Raw genomic sequence first — 20,905 nt, forward strand, 5'->3', positions numbered from 1 at the left:
TTGGCGGGACTCAATTGACGGGGCTCAGGGCGAACACCCTTGGAACGGTCATAACACGCGACTGAGAAAAGCCCGGGTTCGAGGGTGCGTGGGGTGACTGAAGATCTGCTCCGGCGGGCCTTGTTCGATAAGCTCACCTTGGTCCAGCACCACCACACGGTCAGCCACTTCCCGGGCAAAGCCCATTTCATGGGTGACCACCACCATGGTCATGCCCTCCTCTGCCAGCGCTTTCATCACTTGCAGCACCTCGCCAACGGTTTCCGGGTCGAGGGCGCTGGTGGGTTCGTCGAACAGCATGGCCTGGGGTTTCATCGCCAGGGCACGGGCAATCGCCACCCGTTGCTGTTGCCCGCCAGAGAGCATCGACGGGTAGTGGTTGGCCTTGTCCGCCAGGCCGACCCGCTCCAGCAGGTTGCGGGCCTGTTCCAGCGCCGCGGTGCGAGGAATCCCGAGTACCTGGATCGGCGCCTCGATGATGTTCTCCAGGGCCGTCATGTGGGGGAACAGGTTGAAACGCTGAAACACCATGCCGATGTCCCGGCGTTGGCGGGCGATGTTGCGCTCCGACTCACGCACCAGACTGCCGTCCGCCCGCTCGCGATAGCCCATGGCCCGGCCATTGACGCGGATGCGCCCGCCCTGGATGTCTTCCAGCAGATTGATGCAGCGGATAAAGGTGGTCTTGCCCGAGCCGGAGGCACCGATCAGCACCACCACTTCGCCGCGCCGTACTTGCAGGGAAATACCTTTGAGGATCTGCAGGTTGCCAAAGGATTTGTGCACATCCAGCGCCTCGATGATCAGCTCTTCACTTTTGTGCGCCATGGTTAACGAGCCCTCAGCAAGTTCAGGGTGCTGCGACCGAACATCCGCGTCGACGCCGGCGGCGGTGACGAGGGACGGTCCGATTGGCCGAAACGGGCTTCCAGCCAACGTTGGAAAAAGCCCCACAAAGTGGTCAGCAAGAGGAAATAGATCGCCACCACCAGGTACAACTCGAACACCCGGAACGTCGCCGACGTGACCATCTGAGTACTGAGCAACAGTTCCTGTACGCCGATCACACTGACCAACGTGGTGTTCTTGAGCATCACGTTGAACTCGTTGCCCAGTGGCGGGACGATGACCCGGAACGCCTGGGGCAAGACAATGCGGCGCATCAGTTTGGCGAATGTCATGCCCAGAGAGCGCCCGGCTTCGTACTGGCCCTTGTCCACCGCACCGATGCCGGCCCGGATGATCTCGGCCATATAAGCCCCTTCGTTGAGCCCCAGAGCAATGATCGCCGCCTGGATATTGCCGGGAATCACCAGGCCGAACAGATCGATGTCTTCGAAGCGGAAAATCCCCCCTGCCGCCAGCGCTGTATAGAGAAAGACAATCTGCACCAGCAACGGCGTGCCGCGCATCAGCCACACATAAAAACGCACCGGCAAATGCAGCAACGGGTTGCTCGACAACCGTAGCAACGCTGCGGCCAGTCCCAGGAAGCAACCCAGCAGCATCGCCAACACGCTGATCACGCAGGTCAGCCAGAGCCCGGTGAGGTAAACATCACTGGGCTGCAACAGGTACTGCCAAAACACATCCCAATTGAAGTTCATCAACGCTCACCTCAATCAAGAGTGTCACTGGCGACATGCCATTTGCTCAGTAGCTGGCTGTAGCTGCCATCACTGCGCATGTCGTTGATCACCTGCTGCACTGCGGCGGTCAGTTGCGCATCGTCCTTGCGGATGCCGAGGCCGGTGAGAATCCGGCTGAAGGCCGGCACCCCTTCCTCGAACAGATCGGGCGCCATGGCGGCGTAATAACCGGCGGTTTCCACCGTGGTGCCATAGGCGTCGACCTGGCTGATACGCAGGGCCTGGAAAGCATCGGTGTCGGTGTTGTAGACCACCAGCTTCATCGCCGGCTTGCCGGACTTGGCCAGGGTTTCGTTCTCGGCGTCGAGCAGGGTCTTGATGGTGGAACCGTTGAGCACCGCGACCTTGTGTCCGGAGAGGTCCGGCAGCGTCTTGAGGCCCTTCGGATTGCCCTTGGGCACGACCACCGCCTGGCTGGAATACATGTAGTTGACGATGTCGATCACCTCGCGGCGCTCGGGTTTGTCGAACAACTGGTCGACGATCATGTCGCACTGCTTGGCGAGCAACGCCGGGAGCAGTCCGGAAAAGGGAATCACCCGCCACTCGACTTTCTTGCCGCCCAGGCGCTCGGCGATCTCAAGGCCCAGGTCAACGGTCAAGCCCCTGGGTTTCTGCGCTTCATCGAAGGACACCAGGGGTGGCGAATCCATGCCTGAGCAATAGACGAGTTTTTCGACCTTGAGCAAGCGCTCCGGAACAACGGGCGCGGCAACCGCCCACTGAGCACAGAATCCCAAGGATAGGGCGGCAACCAACAGGCGAGGCTTATGCATGACCAGACACTCCAGTTCAGTTAGTAACGGGCAGTACTCAAAGTCAAAACAACGGCAGGCTCGGGGCCCGCTCTGGTTAATTTTTCGATTGCAGAAACTGGATCAACTCAGGAACGGTGCCTTCGATGTGCGCGCGCACCACGGCCTCGGCCTTATCGGCGTCGCCAGTACGAATCGCGTCGAGGATCACCGCGTGTTCCTGGCGCGCACTCAGGGGTTTTTCCACGTGCTCAAGCCATAGGCGCATGGGCGCCTCGATCAGGGCATAGAGGGCACTGATCTGCTTCAGCAACCGGGGACGACCGCTGAGGCTGCACAGGTATTCATGAAAGGCGCGATGCCGGCTGACCCACTCGGCGCTTTCCTCGCGGTAATCGTCCATCTCGTCCAGCAGACGCTCCAAGGCAGCCAATTGGCGCTCGCCTATCCTGGCGACCGCGACACGGATCGCCAGCCCTTCGAGGACGCTGCGCATCTCGAAAACTTCGTGCAGTTCATCGATATCCAGACCACTGACAATGGCCCCGCGATTGGGCCTGAGGGTCACCAGGCCTTGGGCGTCCAAGCGACGAAACGCCTCGCGCACGGGCATCCGGCTCATACCGATCTCGCTGGCGATGTCCTCGGCGATCAGCCGGTCCCCCTTGCGCAATCGTCCGCCACAAATGGCATTCAGCAGGAAGTTGTAAGCCTCCTCCTCGGCCGTCATCGGCGGGCGTTCAGCAAAAGTCGGAACGAATTGCATGGCGGCACCTTTTGAATTTTTGTATCCAATTATCCATAAGTTCAAAAATAGCAGGATGCGTGCCAACTGAATGGATTGATGTGCAAGTGATTGATTTGGAGGAAAAGGTCTTGCTATGGGGCGTGCATGGGTCCGGCGTTAATTGGGTAGACGTGCTACCAAATGGCTCAAGCGACGCCCATTACTGTGCACAGCGGTAGCCAGGTAACACTCAATCAGTCAGCCCTGGGAGTGTCCGAAGGTGACTCACCAAACAGCGCTCGGTAATGAGCCGCGAAGTGGCTCAGATGGAAGAAGCCCATGGCTACGGCGATCTCACCGACATTCAGCGTGGTCGCACGTCAGGCCCACCACCGCCGCCTTGCTGGCCCCATAGGCAAAACGGTTCGACACGCCCTTGATGCTCGAAGCCACCGACGCCATGTTGATGATCGAGCCGCCGCCACGCGCCAGCATGCCCGGCAGGAATGCGCGGATCATCCGGTACATGGCCGTGACATTGAGGTCCATCGAGCGCGCCCAGGCGGCTTCGTCGCACTCAAGGATGTTGCCGCTGTGCACGTAACCGGCACAGTTGAACAACACGTCCAGTCCACCGATTCGTGCGCAAGCGGCGTTGATGGCATCGGTCGAGGTGACGTCCAGGGTCATGGCGGTGATCCCGTGGATGCCCGCCAGTGCCTGGATATCGATGTCACTGACAAACACTTCGGCACCGGCCCGGGCGAAAGCCACGGCGCTTGCAAGACCGAAACTCTGCCCCGCCGCCGTGACCAATACCCGCTTGTGCTGCATGCTCATGCGGTTTCCAGTTTCGCCGCCATGGATGCGTCTTTCGGCGTCCTGCCGAGCATCGATGCGGGGATGGCCAGGATCAGCCCACCACTGACCAGCAGACACAAGGCCAGCACATAGGTGCCGTTGTTGATGTTGCCCGTGAGGGTTTCCGCCACGGCGGTGATCATCGACCCGGTGAACCCTGACAAGTTGCCGATGGCATTGATCATGCCGATACCGGCCGCCGCGGCGACCCCCGACAGCACCGTGCCAGGCAGGGTCCAGAAAATCGGCATCAGGCTGAGAATCCCCGAAGCGGAGACGCTCAGGAAGAGCACGGACAACACCAGGTTGTCAGCGAAGAAGGCGCTGAGGATCAGACCGACGCCACCGATGAAAGCCGGAATGGCCGCGTGCAGGCGCCGCTCCCCGGTGCGATTGGAGTGGCGGGCGTTGAGCAGCATCGCCACGACTGCCACCGAGTACGGGATGGCGGTCAGTAAACCGATGTGCAAGCTGTTGGTGATACCGGTGCTCTTGATGATCGAGGGCATCCAGAACGCCAGGCCGTAGAAGCCGGTATTGAAGGTCAGCAGAATCATCACCAGCAACCACACCCGAGGGTTGAAAAACACTTCACTCAGCCGAGTGGCCTTGCCCTGGTTGTCGGTTTGCAGATTGGCCTTGAGCAGGGTTTTTTCCGCTGCGGACAGCCATTTGGCTTTGTCGATGTTATCGGCCAGACAGACGATCACCACAAACGCCATGATGATCGAAGGGATGCCTTCAATGAGCAGCATCCATTGCCAGCCGGACAGGCCTTGCACCCCTTGCATGCTGTTCATCAGCCAGCCGGAGAGGATGCCACCCAAGGTCAGACTGACCGGCAGTGCCAGCAGGAAGCCGGACATCACGCGGCTCTGCCGATGGGTCGGAAACCAGTAATTGAGGTAGAGAATCACGCCAGGGAAAAAGCCCGCTTCGCAGATGCCCAACAGGAAACGCAGCACGTAGAACATCGTGCTCGATTCGATGTGAAAGAAGCCCGCCAGCGGCACGGTATAGGCCACGGCCATGGAGATCACCGCCCAACTGAGCATGATCCGGGCGATCCAGAACCGTGCGCCAAAGCGATGCAGCAACAGGTTGCTGGGGACTTCGAAGAGGAAATAGCCCCAGAAAAACATACTGGCGCCCAAGGCATACACGGTGTTGCTGAATTGCAGCTCGTTGAGCATATCGAGCTTGGCAAAACCGATGTTCACCCGGTCAAGGTAGGCTGCCATGTAACACAAGAGCAGAACAGGCAGGATGCGCCAGATAACCTTGCGGTAGGTCCGGTCCTCAAAATCAAGCTCACTGGCTTGCGATTGCGCGGGTAAATGCTCGGAGACGGTTTGCATGAGGTCACCCCTGGGCATGTGGGCATGCCTGATTGTTTTTATTGAGTGGGTCACTCTACTGGCGTGATCTGATTCTTTCCCAATGGCATTTTTGGATTAACTGATAACTTCGGGTTATCGAGTAGCTGGATTGGATGACTCATTGTGGCGGGCGTTTTCCTTGAGGATTTCCGCGAACTCCAGGGCCGCCCCCACCAGTTGCTCGCCCTTGCGCGTGAGGATGCCGTAGTCCTGCGGCACCAGGTGCAACGGGGTGTCGAGGGTTTTCAACTGGCCGCTTTCGAGCAGCGGATGAACCATGGCGTCGGGCAGCATCCCGATCATCGGCCCACGTTGCAGGACCTGGAGGAAAGTCTGCATGGAGATGGTATCGATGGTATTGCGCGGCATCCCAACCCCGGCCTCGGCGAAGGCCAGTTCCATGCGAGCACGAATGGGCGTACCGACCGGATAGAGAATCCACGGCAAGTCCACCAGTTGCTGCAAGGAGGTGGGCCCGGCGTTCGCCAGCGGATGACGACTGTTGACCACAATACAGAACGGTTCCGGCGCCAGGGGCTGGAAGTCATAGCGCTGCTGCTGGCTTTGATCGGTAAAACGGGCCACTGCCAGATCGAGCGTCTTCTCCTCAAGCATCTCCATCAGGTGATTACTGGTCTGCTCCACCACTTCAATCGACAGCAACGGCCAACGCTGTTTGATTTGCAAGATCGCCTCGGGCAAGGCCACCGCCGTCGCGGCAAAAATCCCACCGACCTTGAGGAAGCCGTGACCGCCCTCGCGCAGGCTGCTGATTTGCTCGACGAACGAACGCGCGTCATTCAAGGCGATTTGCGCATAACGCAACACATGCTCGCCCAACGCCGTGGGCGGCATGCTCCGCGGCAGCCGCTCGAACAACGTAAAGCCGAGCAGGCTTTCGATTTCCTTGAGCATCTTGCTGACGGCCGGCTGGCTGAGGTTCATCTGCTGCGCCGCCAAATGCATATTGCGGGTGCGCCCCAAGGTATCGATCAGCAGCAGATGCCGGAATTTGAGCCAGCCGCAGAAGCTGGAAAACGACAGATCTGACATGGGCATTCCTCTCTGATCAGCAATAACCTAGCGTTATCGAATACTGAATATATCTCATTGGAGTTTATCGACCGCCCACCTTAGCGTGAAAGCACTACAAAATCAGGAAGCCTCTCCATGTCGCCATTGCTTACTCCCGAGAACACCCTGCCGGTCGATGGGGTGACCGGTACCCTGATTGGCCGCGCCTGGATGCCTGGCCGGATCGCCGGGCCTTCGCCAATCGTGCTGCGCAGCGACGGCGTGTTCGACCTGTCGGATCGTTTTGCGACGTTGAGTGACTTACTGGAAACCGAATCGCCACTGGCCGCCGTGAGGCAGACACCTGGCATCTTCATCGCCAGTGTCGAAGCCCTGCTGGCCAACACAGGCCCTGACGCCGACCCGTCCAAACCGTCGTTGTTGCCGCCCGTGGATTTGCAAGTCATCAAGGCCGCCGGCGTGACCTTCGCCGCCAGCATGATCGAGCGGGTGATCGAGGAACAGGCTGGCGGCGACTCAGCGAAAGCCCAAGCCGTACGCGCCACCGTGCAAAGCGTTATCGGCGACAACTTGCGTTCGATCGTGCCGGGCTCTGAGCAGGCCATGCGCCTGAAAGCCTTGCTCATCGAACAGGGCATGTGGTCGCAGTATCTGGAAGTCGGCATCGGCCCGGATGCAGAGATCTTCACCAAGGCACCGGTTCTCGCCGCCGTCGGCAGCGGCAGCCGCATCGGCATTCATCCCGGCTCCCAATGGAACAATCCGGAGCCGGAAGTGGTGCTGGCGGTGAACAGCCGCGGCCAGATCCACGGCGCCACTTTGGGCAACGATGTCAATCTGCGGGACTTCGAAGGCCGCAGCGCGCTGTTGCTGAGCAAGGCCAAGGACAACAATGCGTCCTGCGCCATTGGGCCGTTCATTCGCCTGTTCGACGAGCACTTCAGCCTGGATGATGTGCGGGCCTGCGTGGTCGATCTGCAGGTACAAGGCGAAGACGGTTACCGCATGCAGGGATCGAGCTCCATGAGCCAGATCAGCCGCGACCCGCAGGACCTGGCGGGCCAGACGCTCAACGCCAATCACCAATACCCGGACGGTTTTCTGCTGTTTCTCGGTACCCTGTTCGCCCCCACAGAAGACCGTGATCAGGCCGGCGGCGGGTTTACCCACAAACTGGGTGACCGGGTCAGTATCAGCAGCCCGTTGCTTGGCAGCCTGCATAACCAGGTGACCCACAGCTCTGACGCCACACCCTGGACCTTTGGCGTGAGCGCTCTGCTGCGCAATCTCGCCTCCCGGGGGTTGCTCGCCCGCTGACGCAGAACCGTTTGCCGATTCGCCTAATGACAAGAGAGAAATGAATCATGACCGACACGCCAAAACGCCGACTGCGCAGCGAACAATGGTTCAATGACCCTGCCCACGCCGACATGACCGCCCTGTATGTCGAACGCTACATGAACTACGGGATGACCCGCCAAGAGCTGCAATCGGGACGCCCGATCATCGGCATCGCCCAGACCGGCAGCGACCTGACGCCCTGCAACCGTCATCACCTGGAGCTGGCGCAACGAGTCAAAGCCGGTATCCGTGATGCCGGCGGCATTCCCATGGAGTTCCCAGTGCATCCGATCGCCGAGCAGTCGCGCCGTCCCACTGCGGCGCTGGACCGGAACCTGGCCTACCTGGGGCTGGTGGAGATCCTCCACGGCTACCCATTGGACGGCGTGGTGCTCACCACTGGTTGCGACAAGACCACCCCGGCCTGTCTGATGGCCGCGGCAACAACCGACCTGCCGGCCATTGTCCTGTCCGGCGGTCCGATGCTCGACGGTCACCACAAAGGCGCGTTGATCGGCTCCGGCACCGTGCTCTGGCATGCGCGCAACCTGATGGCCGCCGGGGAGATCGATTATGAAGGTTTCATGGAAATGACCACCGCCGCATCGCCGTCGGTGGGTCACTGCAACACCATGGGCACTGCCCTGTCGATGAATGCCTTGGCCGAAGCCCTGGGTATGTCGCTGCCCGGTTGTGCGAGCATACCAGCGCCCTATCGCGAGCGCGGGCAAATGGCCTATGCCACCGGCAAACGCATCTGCGAGCTGGTACTGCAGGACGTACGTCCCTCACAGATCATGACCCGAGAGGCCTTCGAGAACGCCATCGCTGTCGCCTCGGCACTGGGAGCTTCGAGCAACTGTCCGCCGCATCTCATCGCCATCGCGCGGCACATGGGCGTCGAACTGAGCCTGGATGATTGGCAACGGATCGGCGAGGACGTGCCATTGCTGGTCAATTGCATGCCGGCGGGCAAGTACCTGGGTGAAGGCTTCCACCGGGCCGGCGGCGTCCCGGCGGTCATGCATGAACTGCAAAAAGCCGGGCGTCTGCACGAAGACTGCGCCACGGTCAGCGGCAAGACCATCGGCGACATCGTGCGCAACAGCCTGACCAGCAACGCCGATGTAATTTATCCCTTCGACACCCCACTCAAACACCGTGCCGGGTTCATCGTGCTCAGCGGCAATTTCTTCGACAGTGCGATCATGAAGATGTCGGTGGTGGGTGAAGCGTTCCGCAAGACCTACCTGTCCGAACCCGGTGCCGAGGATAGTTTCGAAGCCCGCGCCATTGTGTTTGAGGGACCGGAGGACTATCACGCCCGGATCGACGACCCGGCGCTGGACATCGACGAGCGCTGCATCCTGGTCATCCGCGGTGTGGGCACCGTGGGTTACCCCGGCAGTGCCGAAGTGGTGAACATGGCCCCGCCGGCCGCGCTGATCAAACAAGGCATCGACTCCCTGCCCTGCCTCGGCGACGGTCGCCAGAGCGGCACATCGGCGAGCCCGTCAATCCTCAACATGTCCCCTGAGGCAGCGGTGGGAGGCGGCCTGGCCTTGTTGAAAACCAACGACCGCCTGAAAGTGGATCTGAACACACGAACCGTGAACCTGCTGATCGACGAGGCCGAGATGACCCGGCGCCGACTCGAATGGACGCCGAATATCCCGCCCTCGCAAACGCCCTGGCAGGAGCTTTATCGGCAGTTGGTGGGCCAGCTATCCACGGGGGGTTGCCTTGAGCCTGCCACGTTGCATCTCAGAGTGATTGCCCGCAGCGGTGAGCCGCGCCACTCTCACTGACGAAGGCAAGCCGGTTCGTTGAGCGATTCCCGGCCATTAGGTGCCCAGCCTGATAGTGCCTGGTAGGACGTCCCCGTAGAGTATTGCCTGGCGTAAGGCACTGAGCTGCGCAGGTGAGAGAACGGATCCGGCCAGCTCATCGAACTTGGCAACCAGCTCCTCATCCGACAGCGGATCCTCTGGATCTCCTTTTCGGGTTTCCTGGAAGTGGTTGATCTGGCGCCCATCCTTTAGCCGCACGTGGAGCCTTGCCATGCGTTTTTTTGGATAAGCGGCTGCCAGTTCTGCATCCTCGGTGACGGCCACTTTCTGCATCAATGAGTGAATGTCCGAACGCGCTAAGACGTCAGGCGAAAACGCAGCCAGACGGACACCGCCAAGCAATAACTGCGCAGCGATGCAGTACTGGATGCTGAAGCGCGCCTCTTGGGCGGATTGGGGATCCGCACGGTTGCACATCTGATAGGTGGCGGTGTACCCGTCTACACGGATTGAGTCGATATCGTCGGCATCAAAACCTTCTGTTCCCTGCAAGAGCTTCAGGCCGTCGAGTGCTGGGAAGATATGCCCGCAACAACCATGATTCTTGACCGTCATGCGCGTAATAGGCGTCCACTCTCCCACTCCCTCGAGGGCCGTTAGCCAGTCTCCACTGGAGACGCTGGTCGCAGCCGCGAAGCCCTGGTCACCATGAAGGCTGTCCAGAGAAGCCGTCACGCCATTAGCGGCGGCGATACCCGCGAGGATACCGGCATCTGCTGCATGGCCGGGGTGTAGCGCCTTCGCCATACCGCCGTCCTGAAGATTTTGCTGGTGTCCACCGGCAAAGCTGCTCGAAAGGGCAATAGCATGCGCGATTCGATCCGCATCAGCCCCCAGGATCATGGCGGTCGCCACTGCGGCACCTATCGTGCCCACGGTCGAGGTGGTATGCCAGTAACGATAGTGGCTGGGTTGAATAGCCAGGGAGATCCGGCATCCGACCTCATAGCCAGCGATGATCGCGCGATGGAGTTGCGCAAGTGACACGCCTTTATCCTGAGCGACGGCCAGCGCGGCGGAAACGGTCGGACTGCCCGGGTGATACCCGCCATCCTTAAAGATGTCGTCAAATTCGACCGTGTGACTAGCAGTGGCATTGAGCAGCGCAGCATTTCGCGCAGAACCGAACTGACCGTTCACATAGCAGATGGCATTGCCCTGCCCGAGTTGGGGGGAAAGGGCGTCAGCCAACAGCGTTGCTGGTGGCAATACACAGCCAGGTAACGTTGTGGCAAACCAATCGAGGATGACGCGGCGTGTCGCCCACGTCACGTTTTCGGTCAGGTTGCAGCTTTGCCAACTCGCCGCCGCATTGGCCAGCACCTTAATTGGATTGGTCATCGAGGTCCCCTTGACTGTCAATTGACGACCCCCGCTTCTCGCAACGCTTCAATCTCCTCGTGCCCGTAGCCGAGTTCTGCAAGAATTTCGGCGCTCTGAGCACCTACGGGTTGCGGTGTAAGGGTGATCTGCGCAGGGCTGTCGGACAGACTGAATGCCGCCACTGGAACCGTCAGTCCATCGACTGCACCGGTCCCGATTGCGTGTCTATGCAGCACATGTCGACTGGCAACCTGGCTGTCCGAAAGAGCTTCCTCCAGGCGGCGAATGCGAGCAGCTGGGATGCGCCTTGCCTGTAAAAACGTCTCCCAATAATCCGCTGACATCGTACCGATGATTTTTTTCAGCACCTGCGCCTCTTCCGCATGCGCATCCAGGCGTTGATTGTTATCGGTCTTGATCATGTCCTCACGACCGAGTGCCGTCCATAGACGACGCTGTTGGTTGAGGTTAGAGGCACCGATCATCAGCGGGGCATCGCTTGCCTGATAGCAGCCGATCGTTGCAAATGGGAAAGTATTGCCCTTCTGCTCCGGATGCTTACTATTCCAGAGGAATCCGGTGAGGTGAGAGCTGGTCAATATCAGTGCCACATCGAGCATGGAAACATCGATAAACTGGCCCTTTCCTCCATTTCGTTCCCGCTGAAAAAGAGCGGTCGCGATTGCATACGCAGCGGTCGTGCCCGTCGCATAGTCCACAACAGGCGCCCCTGATTTCAAGGGTCTGCCATCGCCGTGGCCGGTCATCGACATCATGCCGGAAAAAGCCTGGATCACATTGTCATAGGCTGTCTGCTCCCGGCGGGGTCCGGTCGAACCAAAAGCCGAGATAGAGCAATAGATCAGCTTAGGGTTAAGCGTTGACAACGCCTCGTAACCCAACCCCAGCTCATCAAAAGCACCCGGGCGATAATTTTCCACAAACACATCGGCAGTAGAAATGAGCCGTTTCATCGCCTCGCGTCCCTTAGCAGTTTTGAGGTCTAGGGCCAATGTCTTTTTGTTGGACGCCTGGGCCATGAAGGCAGTACCCATGCCCATATCGTTCAGCGCGCGATCAGAGCCCTGCATGCGCGCTTGGTCAGGGTCATTAGGTGACTCGACCTTGATCACTTCAGCACCCAAGACTGCCATCTGATAGCTGGCAAAGGGACCTGCAAGTACATGCGTCGTATCCACGACACGAATTCCATCAAATGCTTTAGCCATGAATCCTCACCCACTTATCACTCTCTGGCGACCCGTTAAAACCCTGCAACATCACTGAATATAACCGGCGGCTTTAAGCTGGGTTTGTGCGACATCCGTTACGCGTTTGACAAAATCCGTGTACTCCTTTGGGCCCATCCAAGAGTCCACGACACCGGCATTGCGGGCATAATTCTGGTACTCCTCTGAGCGCATCGCCTTGTGAATAGCATCAGCAATCTTCTGCTGTGTCTGCTTTGGAATATCCGCAGGTCCAAACACTCCACGAACCTGCAACCAACTGGTATCGACTTGATATCCTTGCTCACCAAAGGTCGGCACATCAGGTAGCCCAGTGAGACGTTCTTCGCCCAGCACGCCCAGGCCGACCAAGCGACTTGCATCAAAGAAGGAACTTACGGCGCCTAGATTGGAGACGCCGACATCAATGTGCCCCCCCAACAGCGCAGCAACAATATCCGGGGTAGAGTTAAATGCAATCCAATTAAACTTTACACCCGCGGCCTTCTCCAACATCGTGATGCCAATGCTCTGCATGGAGCCCGCTGGCCCAAAACCACCCACATTGACCTGCCCATTGTTGGCCTTGGCCAGCGCCACGAGGTCATTCAAGTTCTTCATGTCGGAACCCGACTTGACGAACAGTAAGATCGCGTCTTCCTGTGTCGAAGCTATCCAGGAAAAATCATCAATGGCGTATGTCCCCTTGAGATTCGTAAGCATGCTTGTAAAGTGCGACAACGTGTTGACACCGAGCGTCAAACCATCTGGCTTGGCGGAGAGAACTCGCGTCATCTGTGCTGCCCCCCCACCACCCGGTGCATTGATGACAATCACTTTCTGACCAATCTCCGGTTCTAAAGTCTTTGCCAGTGTTCTGATGAAGACATCTGCACTGCCACCCGCCGCCGTGTGCATGACCATGTTCACAGGGCCACTGGGCCAGTTGCTTTCGGCCCGTGCGACGTCAACGCCACAGAACATTGTCACGGCAGCAAGCGTGGTTGCACCCAGGCAGCGGCGAGCGCTCTTTACAGTTTTACTTAGCATCTTCTGACACTCCGACGATTTTATTTTTTTAGTACTCGATATGGGGCCGATCCCTGAACTAAGGCTCCCAAAAAACAACCCAAAACGGTACTGACGATTTGTCAGCCAAAGGCGGCGTTTATATTGGGCAGGCTTGCCAGCCACGAGAGAACATCAACGAATCGTCGCGGCACTACGAATCGGCGATCAGTCATTCCACAGCATTGATTATTAATCCGTCATCGCCAACAGCTCTCGCATCCACGAAAGGAACTTCAGCAATGGCTCAGATGGGCGCATTCTTCGCGGCCATGTCAGATAATAACTCTCCCCGGTTTTATAAGTATGTTCGAAAGGCGCAATAAAACTTCCATTTTTAATCTGACGCTCGACAAAGGCTTTGACGGCGATGGCCATCCCAATATTCATCGATGCCGCCTCGTAAGCCAGCGCCGAATTATCAAAACGAATACCTGTATCGGCATCGACGCCCGCATTGATCGATGAAAGCCAACTTGCCCAATCGTTTGGACGCGCCATGGAGTGAAGCAGACGTATGTGGGAAAGATCCTGCGGCGCTTCGAGCTTCGCGGACTCCATCAGCATCGGCGAGCAAATGGGGATCAGCTCAATATCGACGAGCTTTTCCGCGTGCAGGTCAGGCCAATCCCCATGGCCCGAACGAATCGAGGCATCAATGTTTTGCGTTTCGAAATCCACCGGAGCCAACGAAGATGAGAGCCTGACTTCAATCAATTCGTTGGCATCATGAAAGTTAGCCAGCCGGGGAATCAGCCATCGCTGCGAGAAGGTGGTATAGGACTGGATGGAAAGAATATTCCGTCTTCCTCTGCGTGAAACTTTACGCGCCGCGTTACTGATGTCCTGGAAAGCGTGAGTAATTCCCTCGTAAAGTTCCTTGCCTTCCCGCGTCAGCTCGATCCCCCTGTGCAAGCGTCGAAACAGGGCGACCCCAAAATACTCCTCAAGTACCCGCACCTGACGACTGACGGCCACCTGCGATACATTCATCTCTTCTGCAGCAGTTGTCAGGCTACACAGCCGGGCAGCGGCCTCAAAAGCTCTCAAAGGGTTCAGCGGGGGAAGTGGATATTTCATTCAATCACCAGAAAACGCTGTCAGTATTCCAAATAGGAAAAACTTCTTCATAGCCCTAAGAGCAACACTCATCGTTAAAGACATCAGCCGCGTTAAATCAACCACCTCTACAGCACTTAAATGCATCGAACCGGCCCCATGAGCAGGTCCGATTCAGAGGAGGTTGAGCGGGTAACTGACGATCACTCGAGCGTCGTTGGCGTCACGGGAGAAGTCAGACCGATAGGTAGCACTGCGCAAGCGCATGCCCAGCCCCTTTAGCGCCCCACTCTGGATCACGTACTGCAACTCGATATCGAGTTCGCGCTCACCACCTGAGTCGGCGCCCCGGACATCCGCACCACTGCCTCGCAGGTAACGAGTCATAAAGGTCAGGCCGGGAATACCGACGTTAGCGAGGTCAAAGTCGTAGCGTAACTGCCAGGATTGCTCATCCTTTTCAGCGAAATCACCGATCTGAACAAAGTTGACCAGGAAGGGGTTGGAGCCCGCCACATAGGGAAAAGCCGAGTCGCCCGACATCAACTGGTAACCAACACCCAGCGAATGTCCGCTCAATTTGTATGTACCCATTGCGCTGAATGCCCGGTTGTCGATGGCTCCCCCCTGTGCCAACCCTTCATCGTCACTCAGGAAAAGGCGGATATCACTGTTGAACGCCCCCCAATCTCCCTTGCGCCGGTCGGTAATACCAAAGAACTGTTGCCGATAGATATCCTCGAAGCGAGCGTATTGGTAACTGAGGTTAGTGGTCTTCAGAAACTGATAGGTGAGCCCCATCATATCGAAGTCCCCTCCATCCAGAGACCCGCTAAACCGACGGTTTTTGTTATTGAGCGTCAAGCCTTCGTCGCCAGTCTGATCGCGTTGAACGGTGCGCTGGATTTGCGCCCCCGTGAACTCAAGCCCTTTCAACTCTCGCACCTGGAGTTGCATCCCTTCGAAGATTTGCGGCAGCAGGCGACCATCGTTAGCCTGCAGCGTGGGCCACTTGGGCAACAGGGTCCCAACCTTGAACTCGCTATTGGAGGCGCGCAGCTTGAAGGTACCACCAGCCTTTGAGTAGGTATCAGGCACCTCGCCGTCATCCTGCACCGGCAGAAGCCCAGTGCCAGCCCGACCGGGGCTCGAATCAAGCTTTACACCGAGCATACCAATAGCGTCAAAGCCAACACCGATCACTCCAGGGGTATAGCCAGACTCGTACCGCAGAATAAAACCTTGGGCCCACTCTTCTCGCTGTGACTGACCGCTCCCCTCTCTGAAGTCACGATTCATGTAGAAATTTCGAAGTTCCAGCGAGGCTTTGCTGTCATTTAAAATGCCTTCTGCGAAGACCGATGGAACACTAGCAGCAAGTCCCGCTCCTACTACACATAAGGGCATATTTTTTATTAGCGTCATTGCAAGTACCTAAAAAGGACCGGACACCACAGCCAACCGCAGAACCGGTCAAGGGTGGGCGGAGGAGAACTAAGGGAATTACTCAGCAAGCCGATACCCGACGCGCCCACTCGCACGCGCATGATGGCGGGCTAGAAATTACCCATTTAGGATCAATTCAAATAGGCGACTGCGTTATTTGAAGTAATTATTAATTATTATGGAGCACAGGCTTATCCGGAGACAAAGAGCCCATTAAATTGATTATTGGATACTTGACATAACGCCAGATGATATTTATTACGACTCGATCATCACAGGCGAGCGCCAAGCAATATGTAATTGCCGAGGAGCGCCGCAACGGCGCCTTAAGATAGGGAACTTTCATAGAGACCTATTTCTTGTTATGAGTCTGAAATGAACGTTCATCGATTATGCAATCGAAATTCGAATGGTCAACCAAGCTGTTCCACTCCTTGGAACAGCAAGGCTGTGCGGGCATCAGCTCATTTGGGGATTCAGGCCCCACCCCGCCTGGGTGCAGCATGGGGTTTGATCCAGTCAGCCGGTGCCCGCGTTCCCACTTGGAGGCGCTGTTCAAGCGAGCTGCTCCTTGACGCAACTGAACGACCATGCGTTGATGCGGCGTTGCAAAAAAAGGGGGTAGAAACGAGTCACGGCCGCAATAAGCCAGCCCAAGGTTGCGCCGTGCCGGTGTCGATGATTTGCCGCCGTGCGCCTACCGGCAGTACCGCTCTCATCCGAAACCCAAAGAGCGCCATGACGATGACCACCAAACAACTTTACGCATTGGCAGAGGCCAGCAACGGAGCAACGCTCGCGGGAATTCCCGGTCAAGGCAAGTCAACGCCAAATCGGTCCCTGGAGCGCGGCCTGGATTTGTTAAGGGCTTTCCGTCCGGGTAGTGAATACCTGACCAACGGAGATCTAAGCGAAAGGACTGGCCTCTCCAAGTCGACCGTTAGCCGCCTGACACAAACGCTGGTTCGTGCAGGTTTCCTGGACTACGACCCGGTCAGTGGTGCCTACCGGCTAGCATCTTCCTTGCTAAGTCTGGCGCACACCCTGTATCACGGAAGCTCTCTGGTGCGGGTAGCGGAACCGCTGATGCGTCAAGTCGCCAGGCAACTGCAAGTGAACGTCGGATTAGCAGCCGCCGACGGCGACGAAATGGTTTATATAGAGTCGATCAGGCTAGGCGCGCGTAAGTCTCCGCGCACCGTGGGAACAGGGCAGCGTCTGCCCATAGACCTCACCGCACTGGGACGGGCTTACCTATCAGTCCAGAATGAGGTTCGACGCGGGGCGCTGCTGGAACATTTCAGAGCGCGGCGATGCGCTTCCCGCTGGGCAGAGTTGAGCAGAGAAATCGACGATGCCATTCAAAGCGTTATGTGCCATGGCTATTGCGCAGCCTCCTGGCAGCCTCAAGTGGTATCAATAGCCGCCCCGCTTAATCTACCCACTTATCGCACCCATGCACTCAATATCAGCCTGTCAACCAACGAAAGTATCGACAAGGTGATCGCGCGCTATTCGGGGCCTCTACTTGAGTTGACCGAGACGATCAGGAGCCAGTTGAGCGACCAGAATGATGTATGAAGCTCAACAGCGTGCCACCTCTCTCCAGCGTTTTCGCCACTCGTCAGGACGAACGCCCTAACTCAAACCTTCGAGCCACTGCGATGAACCAATGAACGCCCGGCATGAATATGCAGATCCGCACAATCTGAAATGAAACAATTACAGCAACATTGTAGCCAAGGAACTGCGCAGTCAATGCCATTTCAGTAACCCCTCCAGGCGCAGCACTGAGCAACATGACCTCCCATGGAAAGCCCGACAGAACAGCAAACGCAACTGCCATCAAGCTTGTCAATAACAGGAAAAACAGCATGGAAATGACAATGGAGAGTGTCAGCCTGACTTCCAGAAATAGATCCTTGGTAAACACGGAGCCCAACCAAGTACCAAGAACAACTTGAGCTGCAGCCATGATCAACGACGGGTAAGGAGCGACATGAAGACCACTACTGGATACGGCGGCAGAAACCAGTAAAGCGCCGAAAAAATAAGGGTTTGGTAACCTGAGAAGTCGAAACAGCATAGCACCGGTCAAAGCAGAAATAGCTAACAACAGAACGCCACCCGGATCAAACTGACCCACCCCTCCACTACTTCGCTCAGCATTTCCTGGCCAACCATCCATCACATACAAAGCGATCGGGACTATTACCACAACGCTCGCTATTCTAATGGTTTGCGACAGTACCACCACTGCCTTATTCAACCCGAACCTTTCCGCGATCACAGCAGCCTCTACCGGACTGGTGGGAATCGTGCACAGCAATGCTGTTGAATAATCAAGGCGTGTAAAGCGTTTAAGCAATAGTGAAACAAGCAGAGCACTCAGACCTGTAAGGACAGCCAATCCAATAATAGCGAGCCCCATCTCAAAAATAACGGCCAACGCTTCACTGGTAAATGCCAACCCCACGGTAGAAGCAATTATCATTTGGCCACAGGGCCGGGTTTTAGCCGGAACAGCCGCTTTCATCAAACCGCTAATATAAAGAAACGCCGTTAGCATCAGTGGGCCAATCATGAACGGCAGAGGCATCCCAACCTCAAGAAACACCCGCCCCACACCAAAGCAGAGAACATACAGCAACAGCAACCGGGAAACATCAAAAATATTAACCCCCATCACAACACCCTCAACTTTAGCCCGCGTCATTACCCATCGACCCAGAATAAAACATGTACAAAAGCTCCCCAGAAAAATAATCGTGATGTATACAGCAACCGCCACCCGTCATCGGTAGAAATCGAAAGCAGCCTTCACGCGCAAAACAGCCCGACACAGCAAACCCTGATCGGTTTGAGGTATCGGGCCGTAAAGCCTCACTCTGTCCAAACTTCCATCAAAGTTTAAACTTCACGATCACCTGACAACGCTGTTATTTTTACTTAACATCCATTACACAAGGCGTCCGCGACTGAACTTATCACGCAGGAACCGTACGGCAGGCGTCGCAAAAGAAAGCACTGCAACCGCCAGCAAGACCAGGGTCAGCGGGCTACTATAGAAAACATCATACTCACCATTGGAAATAACCAGCGCTCGACGGAAATTGGTTTCGAGCATCTCCCCAAGTACCAGAGCCAGAATGATAGGAGCCAGCGGAATATCAAGCTTGCGCAGGACATAGCCGACGATACCGAAGGCCAGTGTGACGTAAACAGGGAACATTGAGTTTTCGGAAGCGTAGGCTCCCATCAGGCAGATCACCGAGACCGCAGCCGCAATTGCCGGACGAGGGATATCAGCCACTTTCGCCCAATACCTCGCCCCTGCCAAGCCGATGAAAATCATCACCGGCACACTCACCCAAAGCGCCGCTATAACGGTGTAGGGAATCTCTGGATTAGTCGTGAACAGCAAAGGACCCGGCTGAATACCGTGAATCATCAGGGCACCGATCATGATGGCGGTTGTCGGAGAGCCCGGAATTCCCAGCGCAAAGAGCGGCGCAAGCGCACCCGATACCGCGGAATTATTAGCAGACTCCGCTGCGGCGATCCCTTCTAGACTACCTTTACCGAACTCATTGGGCGTTTTTGATACTTTCTTGGCTACGGCGTACGAAACGAATGACGCAATAGAGGCTCCAGCGCCTGGCACAACGCCGATGACATACCCAATAATAGAGCTTCTCAGCAAGTTAAACTTCAGCTTCCCAAACGTTTTCAAAGGCACTGCAAGGATGCTGTTCACCGGATGACTCTTGGTCTTGGCAGAAGGCCCTGCCTCTACCATAAATATAACTTCCGAAAGTGCAAAAAGACCTAACAACACCGGCACCAGTGGAAAGCCTTCGAAAAACTCAGGATTTGGGCTGAAACGGGGAGTTCCCGTCTGCGAATCAAGACCAACCGTCGCAAGCGCCAGACCAATGGCCATCGCAATAGCGCCTTTGACAGGCGCACCATTCGACAGGGTAGATACAAGGCTCAACCCCACCAGGGCCAACGCAAAATAGGCTGTAGGCCCAAAGTTCAGCGCGAATTCCGAGAGTGGAACGGCTGTCAGGAACAACAGCACCGCACTGATGAATATGCCAATACCCGATGAAACTATTGATATCGTCAGCGCAACCCCAGCCTTGCCTTGTTGGGTTAGCGGAAAGCCATCCCAAGAGGTGGCGACTGCAGCCGCAGTCCCCGGCGAGTTGATCAGTATCGCAGAAATAGCTCCACCGTATTCAGCAGCAGCGTAGAGAGAGACCAGGGTTACGATGGATACAAGAGGATCAAGGCTATACGTAAATGGAATCAACAAAGCAACACCGAGACTCGGACCCAGCCCCGGGAGCGCACCAATCATATAACCCAGTAGTGCCCCCACAATTAAACCGACCAGCACCAGCGGGTCGGCAAAAGCCAAAAACCCGATCAATAGATTATCAAACATGGTGATACCTCAAGAAAAGCTGACACCAAGAGCCAGAACGAAGATCGCATACAACCCAAAACTCAAGCCCAATGAAACAGCAAGGATCTGGACGGGTCGACGTTCACCCACCACCAGCATGATGAGAGCAGAAAGTCCTGCGACGCCAATAATTGGCCCCAGGCTATCCAAGTAGGTACCGATACTGAGCAGCACCAAAACGGCGAGCACCACCGACACAGGTCGAAAAATCGCGACCTGTTCTTGATTGCTCCCGCGAAAACATTTGATCACGCCGAGACAGAGCATCAGAGCCACAGCAAGAAGAGCTGAAACGGCGATGATCAGGGGAAATTCACCCACGCCTATTCCATTCGGGTTTACCGGCCCAGGCAGCGTCAGGGCATCCCAGCAATACCCCCCAAACACGCACAAAAGGGCAACACCTGCAAAAACATCCAATACGCCACAGGGCGCTTTGACTACACGACCCGTACTGCACTGATCTCTTACCGATTCCTTCGGCCTATCCGGAGTCGTCGATGCACTCGATGTGTTCATTTGCATAACCTCTCACCGCGACAAAAGTCTCGGATTTTCCACGCCTGCCAGTGGCGCGATTGTTTTTATATTTATGGGCTGCTGACTTCCTGATGTCGCCAGGCAAACGTTCGCCCAGCGCCAGCTGTAGATTTAACAACCAGCAGAACTCAACCCGGCTTTTTTACCGCGCCCCCACTATGACTGAACG

General features: G+C 56.8%; 17 protein-coding genes and 2 pseudogenes. 3 read left to right on the top strand and 16 right to left on the bottom strand.

Annotated elements, in window-relative coordinates; translation table 11 throughout:
* Positions 1 to 48: 48 nt before the first annotated feature.
* The 8 genes and pseudogenes from BM132_RS09020 to BM132_RS09055 form a co-directional block, all read right to left on the bottom strand.
* The gene (locus BM132_RS09020) at positions 49 to 828 is read right to left on the bottom strand and encodes an amino acid ABC transporter ATP-binding protein (protein ID WP_092454743.1); all 780 of its coding nucleotides are present in this window, start codon (positions 826 to 828) and stop codon (positions 49 to 51) included.
* A 2-nt stretch (positions 829 to 830) separates the two neighbouring features.
* Positions 831 to 1,607, bottom strand: a complete 777-nt coding sequence (locus tag BM132_RS09025; RefSeq protein WP_047225541.1) for an amino acid ABC transporter permease — start codon at positions 1,605 to 1,607, stop codon at positions 831 to 833.
* An 11-nt stretch (positions 1,608 to 1,618) separates the two neighbouring features.
* Positions 1,619 to 2,425 (bottom strand): ABC transporter substrate-binding protein, encoded by an 807-nt coding sequence (locus BM132_RS09030; RefSeq protein WP_092396453.1) that lies wholly within the window; start codon positions 2,423 to 2,425, stop codon positions 1,619 to 1,621.
* Between the two features lie 76 nt (positions 2,426 to 2,501).
* Positions 2,502 to 3,170, bottom strand: a complete 669-nt coding sequence (locus BM132_RS09035) for a GntR family transcriptional regulator (RefSeq protein WP_092454745.1) — start codon at positions 3,168 to 3,170, stop codon at positions 2,502 to 2,504.
* A gap of 215 nt (positions 3,171 to 3,385) precedes the next feature.
* A pseudogene (locus BM132_RS09040) lies at positions 3,386 to 3,508 on the bottom strand (helix-turn-helix domain-containing protein); the annotation flags it as partial.
* Between the two features lies 1 nt (position 3,509).
* A pseudogene (locus tag BM132_RS09045) lies at positions 3,510 to 3,971 on the bottom strand (SDR family NAD(P)-dependent oxidoreductase); the annotation flags it as partial.
* The gene (locus BM132_RS09050) at positions 3,968 to 5,350 is read right to left on the bottom strand and encodes an MFS transporter (protein ID WP_092454748.1); all 1,383 of its coding nucleotides are present in this window, start codon (positions 5,348 to 5,350) and stop codon (positions 3,968 to 3,970) included. The gene BM132_RS09050 and the pseudogene BM132_RS09045, both read right to left, overlap by 4 nt.
* Positions 5,351 to 5,464: 114 nt before the next feature.
* Complete coding sequence (locus tag BM132_RS09055) at positions 5,465 to 6,424, bottom strand: LysR family transcriptional regulator (protein ID WP_092454750.1); 960 nt, start codon at positions 6,422 to 6,424, stop codon at positions 5,465 to 5,467.
* A 117-nt stretch (positions 6,425 to 6,541) separates the two neighbouring features.
* Here BM132_RS09055 and BM132_RS09060 point away from each other — a divergent pair, with 117 nt between their 5' ends.
* Together BM132_RS09060 and BM132_RS09065 are read left to right on the top strand one after the other, a co-directional pair.
* Positions 6,542 to 7,723: a fumarylacetoacetate hydrolase family protein gene (locus BM132_RS09060; protein WP_092454752.1), complete on the top strand. Its 1,182-nt coding sequence runs from the start codon at positions 6,542 to 6,544 to the stop codon at positions 7,721 to 7,723.
* Positions 7,724 to 7,770: 47 nt separating this feature from the next.
* A complete protein-coding gene (locus BM132_RS09065; protein ID WP_092454755.1) occupies positions 7,771 to 9,555 on the top strand; it encodes an IlvD/Edd family dehydratase in 1,785 nt (594 codons plus the stop codon).
* Between the two features lie 36 nt (positions 9,556 to 9,591).
* Here the strand turns inward: BM132_RS09065 and BM132_RS09070 are convergent, their stop codons facing one another.
* From BM132_RS09070 to BM132_RS09090, 5 genes are all read right to left on the bottom strand, one after another.
* Positions 9,592 to 10,938: an MmgE/PrpD family protein gene (locus BM132_RS09070; RefSeq protein ID WP_092454757.1), complete on the bottom strand. Its 1,347-nt coding sequence runs from the start codon at positions 10,936 to 10,938 to the stop codon at positions 9,592 to 9,594.
* Positions 10,939 to 10,955: 17 nt separating this feature from the next.
* A complete protein-coding gene (locus BM132_RS09075; RefSeq protein ID WP_092454759.1) occupies positions 10,956 to 12,149 on the bottom strand; it encodes a CaiB/BaiF CoA transferase family protein in 1,194 nt (397 codons plus the stop codon).
* 51 nt (positions 12,150 to 12,200) lie between these two features.
* Positions 12,201 to 13,199 carry a tripartite tricarboxylate transporter substrate binding protein gene (locus BM132_RS09080; RefSeq protein WP_092454761.1) on the bottom strand — a complete coding sequence of 333 codons (999 nt, stop codon included), beginning with the start codon at positions 13,197 to 13,199 and terminating at the stop codon, positions 12,201 to 12,203.
* Between the two features lie 210 nt (positions 13,200 to 13,409).
* A complete protein-coding gene (locus tag BM132_RS09085) occupies positions 13,410 to 14,297 on the bottom strand; it encodes a LysR substrate-binding domain-containing protein (RefSeq protein WP_092454763.1) in 888 nt (295 codons plus the stop codon).
* A 153-nt stretch (positions 14,298 to 14,450) separates the two neighbouring features.
* Entirely contained in the window at positions 14,451 to 15,701 is a 1,251-nt protein-coding gene (locus BM132_RS09090; RefSeq protein ID WP_092454765.1) for an OprD family porin, read from the bottom strand.
* Between the two features lie 759 nt (positions 15,702 to 16,460).
* Between BM132_RS09090 and BM132_RS09095 the strand changes: the two genes are divergently transcribed.
* Entirely contained in the window at positions 16,461 to 17,303 is an 843-nt protein-coding gene (locus tag BM132_RS09095) for an IclR family transcriptional regulator (RefSeq protein ID WP_371264112.1), read from the top strand.
* A 43-nt stretch (positions 17,304 to 17,346) separates the two neighbouring features.
* On the opposite strand, the gene BM132_RS09100 is transcribed toward BM132_RS09095, so the two are convergent.
* The 3 genes from BM132_RS09100 to BM132_RS09110 form a co-directional block, all read right to left on the bottom strand.
* Positions 17,347 to 18,438, bottom strand: a complete 1,092-nt coding sequence (locus BM132_RS09100) for an AbrB family transcriptional regulator (RefSeq protein WP_256244240.1) — start codon at positions 18,436 to 18,438, stop codon at positions 17,347 to 17,349.
* Between the two features lie 243 nt (positions 18,439 to 18,681).
* On the bottom strand, positions 18,682 to 20,175 hold the full coding sequence (locus tag BM132_RS09105; RefSeq protein ID WP_092454767.1) for a tripartite tricarboxylate transporter permease: 1,494 nt from the start codon (positions 20,173 to 20,175) through the stop codon (positions 18,682 to 18,684).
* 9 nt (positions 20,176 to 20,184) lie between these two features.
* Entirely contained in the window at positions 20,185 to 20,715 is a 531-nt protein-coding gene (locus BM132_RS09110; protein WP_177218155.1) for a tripartite tricarboxylate transporter TctB family protein, read from the bottom strand.
* Between the last annotated feature and the right edge of the window lie 190 nt (positions 20,716 to 20,905).

The sequence above is a fragment of the Pseudomonas sp. NFACC45 genome (genome assembly GCF_900113505.1).
Lineage (GTDB): Bacteria > Pseudomonadota > Gammaproteobacteria > Pseudomonadales > Pseudomonadaceae > Aquipseudomonas > Aquipseudomonas tehranensis.